The sequence below is a fragment of the Streptomyces sp. NPDC005496 genome, from assembly GCF_042872045.1.
Taxonomy (GTDB): Bacteria; Actinomycetota; Actinomycetes; order Streptomycetales; family Streptomycetaceae; genus Streptomyces.
The window spans coordinates 56,550-70,761 of sequence record NZ_JBIAJQ010000016.1 but is presented as its reverse complement, the minus strand read 5'-3'; the positions used below and the strand labels follow the sequence as shown (position 1 = coordinate 70,761).

Annotated in this window: 11 protein-coding genes; 8 read left to right on the top strand and 3 right to left on the bottom strand. The window is 71.8% G+C overall.

Annotation, left to right across the window (positions count from 1 at the left end; genetic code table 11):
- Positions 1 to 28: 28 nt before the first annotated feature.
- Together ACFYQQ_RS36670 and ACFYQQ_RS36665 are read right to left on the bottom strand one after the other, a co-directional pair.
- Positions 29 to 1,891, bottom strand: coding sequence for an AAA family ATPase (locus ACFYQQ_RS36670; protein WP_356166456.1), 1,863 nt, complete (start codon positions 1,889 to 1,891; stop codon positions 29 to 31).
- A 431-nt stretch (positions 1,892 to 2,322) separates the two neighbouring features.
- Positions 2,323 to 2,988 (bottom strand): uridine kinase, encoded by a 666-nt coding sequence (locus ACFYQQ_RS36665; protein ID WP_388906866.1) that lies wholly within the window; start codon positions 2,986 to 2,988, stop codon positions 2,323 to 2,325.
- Positions 2,989 to 3,244: 256 nt separating this feature from the next.
- Between ACFYQQ_RS36665 and ACFYQQ_RS36660 the strand changes: the two genes are divergently transcribed.
- The 5 genes from ACFYQQ_RS36660 (at position 3,245) to ACFYQQ_RS36640 (ending at position 8,654) form a co-directional block, all read left to right on the top strand.
- A complete protein-coding gene (locus tag ACFYQQ_RS36660) occupies positions 3,245 to 4,201 on the top strand; it encodes a hypothetical protein (protein ID WP_388906863.1) in 957 nt (318 codons plus the stop codon).
- A gap of 55 nt (positions 4,202 to 4,256) precedes the next feature.
- Positions 4,257 to 5,798, top strand: coding sequence for an amino acid permease (locus tag ACFYQQ_RS36655; protein WP_355787683.1), 1,542 nt, complete (start codon positions 4,257 to 4,259; stop codon positions 5,796 to 5,798).
- Between the two features lie 232 nt (positions 5,799 to 6,030).
- A complete protein-coding gene (locus tag ACFYQQ_RS36650) occupies positions 6,031 to 7,383 on the top strand; it encodes a peptidase C39 family protein (protein ID WP_356166447.1) in 1,353 nt (450 codons plus the stop codon).
- A 279-nt stretch (positions 7,384 to 7,662) separates the two neighbouring features.
- Positions 7,663 to 7,809, top strand: coding sequence for an SCO1431 family membrane protein (locus tag ACFYQQ_RS36645; RefSeq protein WP_355794440.1), 147 nt, complete (start codon positions 7,663 to 7,665; stop codon positions 7,807 to 7,809).
- A 155-nt stretch (positions 7,810 to 7,964) separates the two neighbouring features.
- Entirely contained in the window at positions 7,965 to 8,654 is a 690-nt protein-coding gene (locus tag ACFYQQ_RS36640; protein WP_356166671.1) for a helix-turn-helix domain-containing protein, read from the top strand.
- Positions 8,655 to 8,705: 51 nt separating this feature from the next.
- On the opposite strand, the gene ACFYQQ_RS36635 is transcribed toward ACFYQQ_RS36640, so the two are convergent.
- A complete protein-coding gene (locus ACFYQQ_RS36635; RefSeq protein WP_356166444.1) occupies positions 8,706 to 9,956 on the bottom strand; it encodes a glycoside hydrolase family 18 protein in 1,251 nt (416 codons plus the stop codon).
- Positions 9,957 to 10,335: 379 nt separating this feature from the next.
- Between ACFYQQ_RS36635 and ACFYQQ_RS36630 the strand changes: the two genes are divergently transcribed.
- The 3 genes from ACFYQQ_RS36630 (at position 10,336) to ACFYQQ_RS36620 (ending at position 14,211) form a co-directional block, all read left to right on the top strand.
- Positions 10,336 to 11,508: an acyl-CoA dehydrogenase family protein gene (locus tag ACFYQQ_RS36630; protein ID WP_356166441.1), complete on the top strand. Its 1,173-nt coding sequence runs from the start codon at positions 10,336 to 10,338 to the stop codon at positions 11,506 to 11,508.
- A gap of 467 nt (positions 11,509 to 11,975) precedes the next feature.
- Complete coding sequence (locus ACFYQQ_RS36625) at positions 11,976 to 13,106, top strand: hypothetical protein (RefSeq protein ID WP_355790893.1); 1,131 nt, start codon at positions 11,976 to 11,978, stop codon at positions 13,104 to 13,106.
- Between the two features lie 13 nt (positions 13,107 to 13,119).
- Positions 13,120 to 14,211 carry a phosphotransferase family protein gene (locus ACFYQQ_RS36620; protein ID WP_355790890.1) on the top strand — a complete coding sequence of 364 codons (1,092 nt, stop codon included), beginning with the start codon at positions 13,120 to 13,122 and terminating at the stop codon, positions 14,209 to 14,211.
- Position 14,212: the final 1 nt, after the last annotated feature.

Below are 14,212 nucleotides of genomic sequence, written 5' to 3'. Positions count from 1 at the left end.
GGCCCCTCCGGTGGGCAGGGCCGTGGTGTCAGAGAGCCGACGGGTCCTGCGGCCCCCGCCCGGACAGCACTTCCCCGTACGCCTGCATCAGATCCGGCAGCCGCAGGGTCGACAGGTCGTCGCGCGACGGCGTCCCGGGGTAGCCGGTGAGCCGCAGATCGCGGTACGCGCAGCTCTTCTCGTACAGGGTGCGCAGGAAGCGGCCGTTGCCCAGCTCGTCGATCCAGCCCTGGTCGACCACGTGCCCGGCGATCGAGCGCAGCTCGTCGAGCGCCTCCTCGTCCCACACGTCGCCGTTGTCGGCGGCCAGCACCTCGCCGATGGAGGTGAGTTCGAGGGGACGGTACGAGGGGAAGTCGACGCGGGTCGTGAAGCGGGAGGACAGGCCCGGGTTGGCGGCCAGCAGGCGGTCCATGCCCTCGGGGTAGCCGGCGAGGATGACGACGAGATGGTCGCGGTTGTCCTCGGCCCGCTTCAGCAGCACCTGCAGGGCCTCGTCGCCGTACGCGTCGCCCTTGCCGTAGCCCGAGTTGGAGAGCGAGTAGGCCTCGTCCACGAACAGGACGCCGCCGATCGCCGAGTCGATCAGCTCGTTGGCCTTCACGGCTGTCTGGCCGAGGTACTCGCCCACCAGATCGGCGCGCTGGGCCTCCACGAGATGGTCGCCGCCGAGCAGGCCGAGGGCGTAGAAGACCCGGCCCAGGATGCGGGCCACCGTGGTCTTGCCGGTGCCCGAGGGGCCGGAGAAGACGAAGTGGCGCTTGGGAGGCTGCACGGGTAAGCCCTGGCCGGCCCGGAGCCGCGCCATGTTCAACTGCGCGGACAACGCCTTCACCTGGCGCTTGACGGGTTCGAGACCGACCATCCCCTCCAGCTCCGCGAGCGCCTCCTCCAGCAGTGCCGGATCGGTGGGCCCGGTCGGCGGCGACTGCACCGGGATCACGGTCTTCTCCCGCACCGGGTCCCTCTCGGGAGGCGGTGCCCCGGGTGGCGGAGGCTCGGGCTCGGAGAGCTTCAACTCCCGTCCCTCCGTGCCGAAGAGGGGGTCCACACCGTCCGGCCCCTCCAGCACGTCCTGCCCCACCCCGGCGAGGGTGATCGCCGCGAAGTCGGCCGCGTCGTCGTACCCGTCGCCCTCGGAGATCGCGGCCAGCCTTGCCGAGGTGTCCATGAACGCCGGGTCCACCCGGTGCACGGCCCGGTAGAGCGGCAGGGCGGCCGCGGACCGCCCGGTGCCCTCGTGCGCCCGGGCCAGCCAGTAGCGCAGTTCCTTGCGCTGCGGCTGCTCGCTGCGGCAGCGCATCAGGGCCGAGGACAGGAGCGGCTCGGCGTGCCCGTACATCTCCAGGCGCACCCGGGCCATCCCGCCGAAGAGGCCGGCCTCGATGCCGAGCATGGGGTCGTCGATCAGCGGGTCCGTGTGCCGGACCAGCTGCTCCCAGTCCTTGACCAGGTAGGCGCGGCAGGCGTGCAGGAAACGCACCTGCGGGTCGGCGTCGACGGGCGGCAGGCTCGCGAGCGCCCGGTCCAGTTCCGGGACGTGCCGGCCGTCGAGCCAGTGCGAGGCGTGCGCGAGGAGCAGGTCGCGAGGGCTCTCCAGCACGGGCTGCACCCACCAGCCCAGCCAGTACCAGGAGTTGAGGGTGCGGCGGTGCCGGGAGCGCTGTTCGCCGAAGCGGTCCCGGTGACGGAACATGCGCAGCAGCGCGGTCGTCGTGTCCACGCGCAGCGCGTGCAGCCCGAGCCAGCCGTCGGCCATCCCCGGGTCGATCCGGACCGCGTCGCGGAACTCCTCCTCCGCCTGTGGATAGGCGCCCATCGTGTAGGCGTCGACGCCCCGCAGCCAGGCGAGGTCGGCCGGGGCCTGTGGGCCCTGCGTGCCGAAGTCCATCACGTCCCCCACAAACCGTGCCCCCGATGGGTGTGCCGCCGGGCCGGTGCCCGCCGACAGCCTTCGTCGAACCGCTGTGCCGCGGACGGGAGTTGCCCGGTGCGCAGAGCCGCCGTCCGAAGTCGCACCGAAGGGCATCGTACCTGCGGAGCAGGGGTCGGCCGTAGGGTGCCGCACGCCTCGTTCTGCGAGGTGGGAGCGGACGGGGCGCACACGTGGCGGTGACCCAGGGTGAGCAAATGAGGGCTCAAAGCGTCCGGAAATTGGATCGGGAGCAGAACGAAGCCCCGATCACGGGGGAACAACCGGGGGCTTCGCGTCTGAGGGCGGCCTCGAACGGCCGCACATTCAGAACGTAAGACCTGTACGGCCCCCCGGTCAAGCCGAGTTGGAGCACTTGGAGAAGTTCGGCCGCAAGGCTCTTCACAAGTTCAGCACACTGCGGACGGTCCGTCACCGTGAGTGAGCAAGTGGTCCGATTCCGCGGTACCAGCAGGCCCCAGCAGCACCTCGTAGCCCTCGGGCCGCTGTCGTACCAGAAGCTGCGCGAAGGGCCGGGAGGGGTCTTGCGCGAAGTGCCGGTGTTCCGCCGTGACCCACCCGTCCCAGAACTCCTCCTGGGCCGCTCCGTCCCGTCCCCGCCCACGCGTCCATGCCTCCTCGCGGGGCAGCTCCATCCACAGCAGCGCCGCGAGGTGCGGGCGCAGCTCCCGGCGGCCGGCGCCGACCCCCTCCATCAGGACGACGGGCGCGGGCGGCAGCGCCCTGGCCGTCCCGAAGTGCCGCTCCCGCCAGTCGTAGGGCCGGTAGCGCGCGTCCTCGCCGCGGCCGAGGGGTTCGACGACCTCCCGCAGCAGGCGCCCGGTCCAGGCGAAGAGCTCCTCGTGGGTGGCGATGTCGTCGAGGTGCAGGACGGGTGCGCCGCCGAGTGCCGCCGCCAGCCGCCCGGCGAAGGTCGTCTTCCCGGAGCCCGCGTGTCCGTCGACGCCGACGAGGCGTACGGGACCGCAGGAGGGCGGCAGCCGGCGGATGCGGGTCGCGAGGTCGTGGATGGCGGTTCCCGGGGGTGCTCTGAGGGGGGCATATTCCGATCGCACATTCTACAGCGGTCGATACCGGAAGAATTCGGAGGAAGGCGGATGGTGTCGAATTGAACGAATAAACGGTCGGTCATTCCCGCCGCCGCGCCTGAGGGGGGTAAAACCTGCCAATTCCACGGTGCCGTTCCGGTTGCCCTTGATGCTGAGTAGTCTTCGTGTTGCTGTCCGTGCGGGGCCGGCCGCGTCCTGACCGAAATGCGGCACCGTCGGCGGACACGGCGCAGCGGTGTCGTACGGGGACGGACAGGGGAACATGACCGCGGGGTTGTTCGAGGGGCAGTACGTGTGGCATCCGGCTGCCGACGACCGCAGGCTCGCGAGCGTCTGCACCGATGTGAGAGCCGGCCGGTATCTCAGTGCCCACGAGGCGCTGGCCGAGACGCGCCGCGATTTCGGACTGCGCGCCCACCGCTCCCTGGTCCTTGCCTCCGAGGCCGCCGACTCCGATCTCGCGGAACGCTGGCTGGCCGAGGAGCAGGGCCCCGAAGCGGCCCTGCTGTGGGCGCGGGTGGCCGTGCTGCGGGCGCTGCGGGCCGCCGACGCCCGGGACGAGCGGGCCGAGGCGCTGGAGCGGATCGCGGTGGCGGCCTGCGACCGCGCCGCGACGACGGCGCCGTACGACCCCACGCCGTCGGTGGCCAAACTGGCCATGGCCCGGCTCCACGACATCCGCGATCCCGCCCCGCAGGGACTTCTCACCGCGCCGTCCGGCCCCTGGCAGCTGTTCTCGCACATCCTGCGGCTCGACCCCTGGCACCGCGAGGGGCACCACCGCTTCCTGGCGTTCTTCTTCACCCGGCACGGCGGCTCGGTGAACGCGGCCTGGGACGTCGCGGCCTTCCTGAGCCAGCGGGCGCCGGTCTCCTCACCTCTGCGGCTGCTGCCGCTGGTGGCCCTGGTCGAGAGCTACGACCCCTCCCAGCTGCTCGCCGACCGCGTCTGGGAGCAGCCGCAGTGGCGGTCCGCCGCGCTCGCCGTCTACCAGAACTGGCTGCCGCACGTGGCCGGCTACCGCTTCACGCCCGTGCTCGACCTGGCGTACCTGGCGCACGCACTGGTCATGGCCCAGCGCGAGTTCGAGGCGCGGGCCGTCCTCATGGCCATGGGCCCGTACGCGTCCCGGATGCCCTGGAGCGTGTTCGGCGATCCCGAGGACCAGCTCTCCCGAGCCCGGCGGACCTGCGGGCTGCCCGTCCCCGGAGCGGCCTGACCCATCCGTCCCGGTCCTCCGCCCCACCTCCCCCCCCCACGAGAAAGGCCCGGCTGTGTCAGAACGGTTATCGGCCCCGCGCACGAGAGCCCGCGGCGGCGCGGACGCCGCGGCGCTCGACGACGACGCCACGCTCCATGCGATGGGATATCCACGGAAACTCACCCGCCGATTCCAGGCGTTCGACAATTTCGCGATCTCGTTCACCATCATCAACATCGTCTCGGGTATTTTCTCCTCCTTCGGATACGGAATGAACGCGGGCGGCCCGCGCATTCTCGTTTTCGGCTGGATCGGCGTCTCCGTCATGGTGCTCTTCATCGGGGCCGCGATGGCGGAGGTCGCTTCCGCTTACCCGACGAGCGGAGCTCTCTATTTCTCCGCCGGGAAACTCGCCAGACGGCACAAGGGCGCCTGGTCCTGGTACACGGGCTGGCTCAACTTCGTCGGCCAGGTCGGCGGCACGGCCGCCACCGGATACGCGGCCGCCACCTTCATCCAGGCGTTCGTCGCGCTGCAGTGGCCCTCGTACGAGCCCACCGCCCACCAGACGGTCCTGATCACGGCGCTGATCATCGTGCTCCAGGGACTGGCCAACACCTACACCGTGCGGGTGGTCGCACTCCTCAACCGCATCTCCGTGTGGTGGCTGCTGATCGGACTCGTCGTCATCGTCGGCACGCTCACCGTGATGCCCGACCATCATCAGCCGACGTCGTTCGTCACGCATTTCGCGAACAACACCGGCTTCACCAACGGGATTTACGGCGGCATGCTCGGCCTGCTGGTCACCAGTTGGACCTTCACCGGCTTCGACGGCAGCTTCCACATGTCGGAGGAAACCGTCCGCGCCACGGTCAACGCGCCGAAGGGGATCACCCGCGCGATCGGATGGTCGGCGGTCACCGGTCTGGTCCTCATGCTCGCGCTCGTCCTCAGCATCCAGGACTACGACCGGGTCGCGGGCTCCTCGGCGCCGCCCGTGCAGATCCTCCTGGACGGCCTCGGCCCGGCCACCGCGAAGCTGATCCTGCTGATCGTCATCGGGGCCATGCTCTTCTGCGGCCTGGCCAACCTGACCAGCAACACCCGGCAGATCTTCGCCTTCTCCCGGGACGGGGCCATGCCGGGCTCGCGCTGGTGGCACTCGGTCTCACCGCGCACCCGCACACCCGTCAAGGCGGTCTGGCTGGCGGTCGGCTGCTCCCTCGCGTTGGTGCTGCCGGGCTGGTGGTCCCACACCGCGTTCACGGCGATCGTCAGCGTGAACGTCGTGGGGCTCTTCCTCGCCTACGCCGTGCCGATCTTCCTGCGGTTGCGGCTCGGCGACGAGTTCCGCCCCGGCCCCTGGCACCTGGGCCGCTGGAGCAGGCCGGTCGGTGTCCTCGCCGTCACCTGGATCCTCCTCAGCAGCGTCCTGTTCATGCTGCCGCAGGCCTCGCCGATCACCGTCGACACGTTCAACTACGCGCCGATCGCCCTGGCCGCCGTCCTGGTGATCGCGACCGTCTGGTGGTTCGCCACCGCCCGCCGCCGCTTCCAGGGGCCGGTCAGCTACGGCCGCCCCGACGAGGTCGCCGCCATGGACCTCATCTGACCCGCCGCCACCGGGCCCCGGCACACGGCACTCCCGTGCGCCGGGGCCCCCGCCCGTCCGGCCCCGGACCCGGCCCGGACCGGGACACGCAGGTCATGCCAGTGGTCCCGACCAATATTGGTGGGCGCGGCGAGGCCCGAAGTGCTGGCAGAAGTCGGCCTCCGGCATCCATAGTTGGGCCACAGCCGTGCTGTCGAACCGCCCCTTCCGGACTACTGGGGGTCACTCACCCATGACCAGAGCTTCCGAACCGTCCCGCAGAACCGTCCTCGCCGCCGCCGTGGCCGTGGCGGCCGCCGGTGCGGCGGGGCCGGCGGCCGCCGCCACCCCGACGCGCCCGGCGAAAGCCCCGGGCGGCCTCGTGGACAACCACGCCTGGACCTCGTACCCCGACTGGCGCGCGGGCGCCGCCCGGGGGACCCGCGCGGTCCCGGGCGCCCGGCCGGGCATCGTCGTCGCCACCCCGGCGGGCACCACCGACTACACCGACCCGCACACCCAGAAGACCGCCACCTGGGAGTACGCGACCTGGACGTCCCCGGTCCACCGGCTCACCGTCCCCGCCACCGAGGTCATCGCCTCGTGGAACGCGCGGACCCCGGCCGGCACCTGGCTCCAGATCGAGCTGACGGGCACCTACTCCGACGGCACGGACACCCCCTGGTACGTGATGGGCCGCTGGGCGTCCGGCGACCAGGACATCAGGCGGACCTCCGTCGACGACCAGAGCGACGGCAAGAGCACCGTCTGGACGGACACCTTCGCCGTCGACGACGCCGCCTCCGGCCTGCGCCTGGTCTCCTGCCGGCTGCGGCTCACGCTGTACCGCACCCCGGGCACGGACCTGACGCCGACGGTGTGGCGGGCCGGCGTGATGGGTTCCGACGTCCCCGACCGCTTCACCGTCCCGGCCTCCACGCCCGGCCTCGCCGGTGAGCTGAGCGTCCCGCGGTACTCGCAGGAGATCCACGCCGGCCAGTACCCGCAGTACGACAACGGCGGCGAGGCCTGGTGCAGCCCCACCTCCTCCCAGATGATCATCGAGTACTGGGGGCGCCGGCCCACGGCGGAGCAGCTCGCCTGGGTCGACCCGGCCTACCGGGACCCGCAGGTGTGCCACGCGGCCCGGTTCACCTACGACTACCAGTACGACGGCTGCGGCAACTGGCCCTTCAACGCCGCCTACGCGGCGACGTACAAGGACCTCCAGGGCGTGGTGACCCGGCTCGGCTCGCTCACCGACCTGGAGACGCTGATCGCGGCCGGCATCCCGGCCATAACGTCGCAGTCGTTCCTCAAGACGGAGCTGACCGGGGCGGGCTACGGCACCTCGGGCCACCTGATGACCGTCATCGGTTTCACCGCGGACGGCGACGTGATCGCCAACGACCCGGCGTCACCGAGCGACGACGCCGTGCGCCGGGTCTACAACAGGCGCGAATTCGAGAACATCTGGCTCCGCACCAAGCGCTACAACGCCTCCGGCAAGGTCGTCTCCGGCACCGGCGGGGTCTGCTACCTGTACTTCCCCGCACACGCCTCGGCGCGCCAGCGCAAGGCGCTCGCCGCGGTGGGCGTCCGGTAGAAGGGGTCCGGCGGGGCGTCGGGGCGGTCCCACGTCGCCGGGGGCCGCCCCGCGCCCGGCTCCGGACCGGGGTCCACCAGCCGGTCCGGAGCCGGGCGTGACGTGTGAGGGGTCGCACACCCCGCACGTACGTATGGGATTGCAGGGCCCGAGAACCCCGGGAAGCGCCGGCGTGACCAAGCTCTCTACCGCGACGGCCTCCTCCGGTGGCAAGGTGGTCGGGTCGGTGGGGAGCCGGCGGGCGGGGAGCCACCGCACCACTCACGTCTGCGAGAAGCCATGACCGCGACCTCCGCCACCGCCGCCCGTGCCCGTGCCCGCACCGGCGGACCCCGCGAAGACGGGCCGAAGATCCTCGAACACGCCGTCGGCTGGCTCCTCGTCGTGGTCCTGGCGATGCTCGTCACCCAGCTCGGACTGCTGTGACCCGAGGCGGCGACGCCGGCGCCGGCTCGCGAGACCGCGACCGCGGCCGAAGCGGCCGGTGCGCCCCAGGAGCCGCCGGTCGGCGTCGAACAGGCGGCTGACCTGGCTCTGCCATACTGCCGATGTCCCGTCGGCAGTTGGAGACCAGGGCCGAATTGAACAGCAGCCAGCAGCGCGGTCTCGACCGCCCACGTGCGCGAGGCACCGACCGCTCGGTGGCCCGCCGCGCCGAACTCATCGCGGTCGGACGGAAGTTGTTCGCCGACAGGTCCTACGACGCGCTGTCGATGGACGACATCGCCCGGCAGGCGCAGGTCGCCAAAGGGCTGATCTACTACTACTTCCAGTCCAAGCGCGGCTACTACCTGGCCATCGTCGAGGACTCGGTCGCCGACCTGGTCTCCCGCGCGGCCGGCGGTCTCGACCTGCCCCCCGACCAGCGCGTGCACCGCACCATCGACGCCTATCTCCGCTTCGCCGAGCACCACCAGGCCGCGTACCGCACGATCATCAGCGGCGGCGTCGGTTTCGACGCGGAGGTGCAGGCCATCCGTGACGGCGTGCGCGAGGCGATCATCACCACGATCGCCGAGGGGGCGTGGGGACCCATGCGCCCGGCCGGGGCCGGAGGCGGCCCGCCGGCCGTCGCGCCGCTGCCCCGGGCGGCGCTGCTCGCCTGGCTGTGCAGTGTCGAGGGCGCGACCCTGGACTGGATCGACCGCCGGGACCTGTCACGCGACACCATGCGCGAACTGCTCGTGAAGATGCTGGGCGGCGCGCTGCGGGCCGTCGAGGAGATCGACCCGTCGTACGTGACTCCGGCCGCCGCCCGCCGGGACGGCTGACCAAGGGGCGGGAGCCGCCGGACCCCCGCCCCAAGTGTGGTGCCGAACAGCTCAGTTGATCGACTTGATCAGCTCGCCGTTCGAGGTGTCACCGCTCAGCTCCCAGAAGAAGGTGCCTCCCAGGCCCTGCGCGTTCTTGTAGTTCATCTTCCCGGCGATGGTCGACGGGGTGTCGTAACTCCACCAGTCGCTGCCGCACTTGGCGTACGCCGTACCGCCGACGGTGCCGGTCGCCGGGCACTTCGTCTTGAGCACCTTGTAGTCGTCGATGCCCTGCTCGTACGTGCCCGCCGCCGGGCCCGTGGCCGTGCCGCCGGGTGCCGACTGGGTCACGCCGGTCCAGCCGCGCCCGTAGAAGCCGATGCCGAGCAGCAGCTTGGAGGCCGGGACGCCGAGGCCCTTGAGCTTCGCGATCGTCGCGGAGGTGTGGTAACCCGCCTTCGGGATCCCGGTGTAGGAGTTCAGCGGCGAGTGCGGGGCCGTGGGGCCGGTCGCGTCCCAGGCGCCGAAGAAGTCGTACGTCATCGGGTTGTACCAGTTGACGTACTGCGCGGCGCCCGCGTAGTCGGCCGCGTCGATCTTGCCGCCGCTGGTCGCGTCGGCCGGGATCGCCGACGTGAGCAGGTTGCCGCTGCCGAACTTCGCGCGCAGCGCCGCCATCAGGTTCTTGTAGGCGGCCCGGCCGCTGGTGTCACAGGTGAGACCGCAGGCGTTGGGGTACTCCCAGTCGATGTCGATGCCGTCGAAGACGTCGGCCCACTTGGAGTTCTCGACCAGGTCGTAGCAGGACTGGGCGAACGCCGCCGGGTTCTTCGCGGCCTCGGTGAAGCCGCCCGACCAGGTCCAGCCGCCGAAGGACCAGAGCACCTTGAGGTTCGGGTGCAGCTTCTTGAGCTTGCGCAGCTGGTTGAAGTTGCCGCGCAGCGGCTGGTCCCAGGTGTCGGCGACGCCGTCGACGGACTGGGCCGCGGTGTACGCCTTGTCGGTCGCCGCGTAGGCGTCGCCCATGGCGCACTTGCCGCCGGTGACGTTGCCGAAGGCGTAGTTGATGTGGGTGAGCTTGGCGGCCGAACCGGACGTCTCGATGTTCTTGACGTGGTAGTTCCGGTCGTAGACGCCCCATTCGGTGAAGTAGCCGACGACCTTGGAGCCGGCCGCGGCGGTGGTCTGACGCGCGGCCGTGGCGGTGCCGGACTCGTCGGCCGCCGCGGCGCCCGCGCCGGCGAGCAGTCCGGCGCCGAGGGCGGCGCAACACGCGGCGGACAGGAGCGCCCTGAGACGGGAGCGGTGCGGTAGGGACATCGTGTCTCCTCGTGGGGGGAGGGGAACGTGTGGGGGCCGTGCTGCCGGACCCGCGTGGGAGGTGCCTGAGGTGATGCGGAGAGGCGCGGTCCGGGCCCCCGGTTGCCGTTTGGCATGAACGCGGTGACGCGTTGCAGGAACAGTAGGAGGACTAGACCAGTGCGTCAATGGTTCGGACCAATTTCCCTTTCTTTTAGTAAGCGGTCGTTAACTGGTGACTCGGTGCCTCCGATCGGGCATACTCACAGCGCCACAGCCGCTGATCAGCACCTTCCGCGACCCGGACGGGCAGCATCGGCTGGGCACTGAAAGACCCGGTGGACCCGCCCCATCCCAGGCGTGCGCCGCCGACGTGCCCGACAGGGAGGAGAGCGTCGACATGCCTGACCGCGCCCCGCAGCCGGTGGACCGTCAACTGCCCACGGACGAGGCGCGGGATCTGATCTCGCTCGTCCGCGACATCGCGCAGCGCGAGATCGCACCGAAGGCGGCCGCCGAGGAGGACGCCGGACGGTTCCCGCGCGACGTCTTCGGGCTCCTCTCCGGATCGGGCCTGCTCGGACTCCCGTACGACTCCGAGTACGGCGGGGGAGACCAGCCGTACGAGGTGTACCTCCAGGTCCTCGAAGAGCTCGCCGCCGCCCGCCTGACCGTCGGCCTCGGCGTCAGCGTGCACTCCCTGTCCTGCCACGCGCTCGCGAACTACGGCACCAAGGAGCAGCGGGCCGAGCACCTGCCGGCCATGCTCGGCGGCGGTCTCCTCGGCGCGTACTGCCTCTCGGAGCCCTCGTCCGGATCGGATGCCGCGTCCCTGCGCACGAAGGCCGTCCGGGACGGCGACGAGTGGGTGATCAATGGCACCAAGGCCTGGATCACGCACGGCGGGGTCGCCGACTTCTACACCGTCCTCGCGCGCACGGGCGGGGAGGGCCCCCGGGGCATCTCCGCCTTCCTGGTGCCCGGCGACGCGGCGGGCCTCAGCGCCGCCGCACCCGAGAAGAAGATGGGCATGAAGGGCTCGCCCACCGCGCAGGTCCACTTCGACGGCGTCCGGGTCGGCGACGACCGGCGCATCGGCGAGGAGGGGCAGGGCTTCGCGATCGCGCTCTCGGCCCTCGACTCGGGGCGGCTCGGCATCGCGGCCTGCGCGATCGGCGTCGCCCAGGCGGCACTGGACGAGGCGGTCGCGTACGCCAACGGACGGCAGCAGTTCGGGCGGCCGATCTCCGACTTCCAGGGGCTGCGCTTCATGCTCGCCGACATGGCGACGCAGATCGAGGCCGGCCGGGCGCTGTACCTGGCCGCCGCCCGGCTGCGCGACGCGGAGCGGCCCTTCTCCAAGCAGGCGGCCATGGCCAAGCTGCTGTGCACGGACGCCGCCATGAAGGTCACCACGGACGCCGTCCAGGTGCTCGGCGGGTACGGGTACACGGCGGACTTCCCGGCGGAGCGCTACATGCGCGAGGCCAAGGTGCTCCAGATCGTCGAGGGCACCAATCAGATCCAGCGGATGGTCATCGCCCGTCACCTCGCGGGTCCGGACTCACGCTGAACGGGTCCCGGCCCGAGCCGAACTGGCTCAGGCCGGCCGGTGGCGCCGCCAGCCGGGCCCACTCCGGGTCGGCGTGCCCCGGGAGCGTGCGGCCGCGGTCGGCCCAGGTCCGGATCAGCGCGCGGTAGATGGGCGGGTCCTGGTACTGCTGAGGCCCCGGGGGAACCGGTGCCGCCGGGGGCGGGACGTAGATGCGGCGCCGACGCCCGGTGGCCGGGAAGCTGGGGGTCATACCCGGGCAACGCGCGCACCGGCGGGCAGGTAACCGGCGCGGGAATTCGGGCTTGAGTTCGCGGTGGGCCCCTACCGGGGTGTTCGGGCGGGCGCCGGCGCCCCGGGCCCGGGCGCCCCGGGCCCGCCGTCCCGTCTCTGGCCCCGCGGCGCCACCTGACGTACCGTCAGCTGTGCCGCCGGGACACCGCACCGCTCCGGGCGACGTCAACTGCCGTGCGCCCGAGGAGGCCTGCGTGCCGGACGACCGCCCCATCGCCCTCGACGAGTACCCCGTGCACCAGGTCCCGCTGTCCATGAAGCACGTGGCGACAGGGGACCGGAACGCGTACGACCGCGGCATCTTCCACGTCTTCGACCACGGAGGCCGGGCCCTACTGATCATGGGCCTCGGCGTGTATCCGAACACGGGGGTCACCGACGCCTATGTGACCCTGCGGCTGGGCGACACCCTGCACGCCGTACGGGCCTCGGACGCCCTGCGGGACGACACCCGGATGAATCTGTCCGTCGGCCCGCTCCGCATCGTCGTCGAACGCCCGCTCAAGGACTTCGTCCTGGTCTGCGCCGCCGATCCCGGCGACCCGGACGGGCTGTCCTGCGAGATCAACTGGACGGCGGACTTCCCCGCACTGTGGGAACCGCACCACCTCCAGCGGCGCGGCGGCCGGCTCACGCTGGAGGGCAGGCGGTTCGTGCAGGCGGGGCACTGCGACGGCTGGATCCGGGTCGGCGGCGAGGAGATCGCCCTGTCCGGCGGGGAGTGGACCGGCACCCGGGACCGCAGCTGGGGCGTGCGCCCGATCCCGGGCGAGGAGGGCGGCCGGACCGCCGAGGAGAGTCCGACCGAGGGATTCCACTGGATCTGGTCGCCCGTCCGCTTCGAGGACCGCTTCCTGATGGTCGTCGCCGAGGAGGACGCCGACGGCCACCGCTCGCTCAACGACGCGACCCTCGTGCGCCACGGTGAGCGAGACCTCCAACTCGGCTGGCCCCGGGCCGACATCACCTACCGGCCCGGCACGCGCCACCCCGAGTCCGCCGTCGTCCACCTCACCCACCCCAGGCACCGCGCGCCCCTCGAACTGGGCGTGCGGGTGCTCACCTCGTCCCCGCTCGCGGTCGGCGCCGGCTATCCGCCCGCCGACGACTGGCAGCACGGCACCTGGCGCGGGCGCGGCTGGACCGACCGCCGCCGCTACGACCTCGCCGGACCGGGAGCGCACCCGCTCGCCGCGTACGGCGTGACCGACCACGCGGCCCGCTTCACGCTCGACGGACAGGTCGGCCACGGGATCTTCGAGCACGCCTCCTTCGGCCGGCACGACCCCAGCGGCTTCACCGGATTCGACTCGGTCGCGCCCTGAAGGGAGTGGCGAGATGACCACGGCACCCCGTCCGCGCACGACGACCCGGGACCCGGAGGAGCTGACCCGCCGGCTGAACGCCTGGCTCACCACCCGGCTGCCGGGCGCCGAAGCCGCCCATGTGACCGTCCCCGAGTCGAACGGCATGTCCAGCGAGACCCTGCTCTTCGACCTGGAACACCCCCGGGCGCCCGTCCGCGCCTGCGCGCTGCGACTGGCGGCGGACCCGGCCGCGTACGCGGTCTTCCCCGTCTACGACATGCCGCGGCAGTTCCACACGATGCGCCTGGTCGCCGAGCGCACCACGCTGCCGGTGCCGCGAGTGGTGTGGCTGGAGGAGGACCCGGCACCCCTCGGGGCGCCGTTCTTCGTCATGGAGCGCGTCGAAGGCAGGGTGCCGCCCGACGTGATGCCCTACACGTACGAGGGGAACTGGCTGCACGCCGCGAGCGACGAGGAGCGCGAGTACCTGGAGGCCGCCACGGTCGGACTCCTCGCGCGGCTGCACGACGGGATCGACGTGCGCCGGGAACCGTACCTGCGCTCATGGGGGACGGGCGGGCTGCGCGAGCACGTCACGGCCCAACGCGCCTACTACGACTGGGTCGTCGAGGGCCTGCCGCGCTCACCGCTCATCGAGAGTGCCTTCGACCGGCTGGAGGAGCTGTGGCCGCGCGAGCCGGGAGAGCCGGTGCTCACCTGGGGCGACGCCCGCATCGGCAACGTCGTCTACGACGGCTTCGAACCCGCGGCCGTCCTCGACTGGGAGATGGCGGCCCTGGCCCCGCGCGAGGTCGACCTCGGCTGGACGATCTACCTCCACCGCTTCTTCCAGGACCTGACCGAGCGCCTCGGACAGCCCGGGCTGCCCGGCTTCCTGCGCCGCGACCGGGTGGAACGGCGCTACGCCCGGCTCACCGGCCACACACCCCGCCACATGGACTTCTACGTCCTCTACGCGGCGCTGCGGCAGGCGATCGTCATGCTGCGCGTCGCCCACCGGCAGGTGCACTTCGGCGAGACCGCCGTCCCGGCCGACCCGGACACACTGATCCTGCACCACGGCAGCCTGCGAGCCATGGTGCAGGGCAGCTACGAGGACTGAC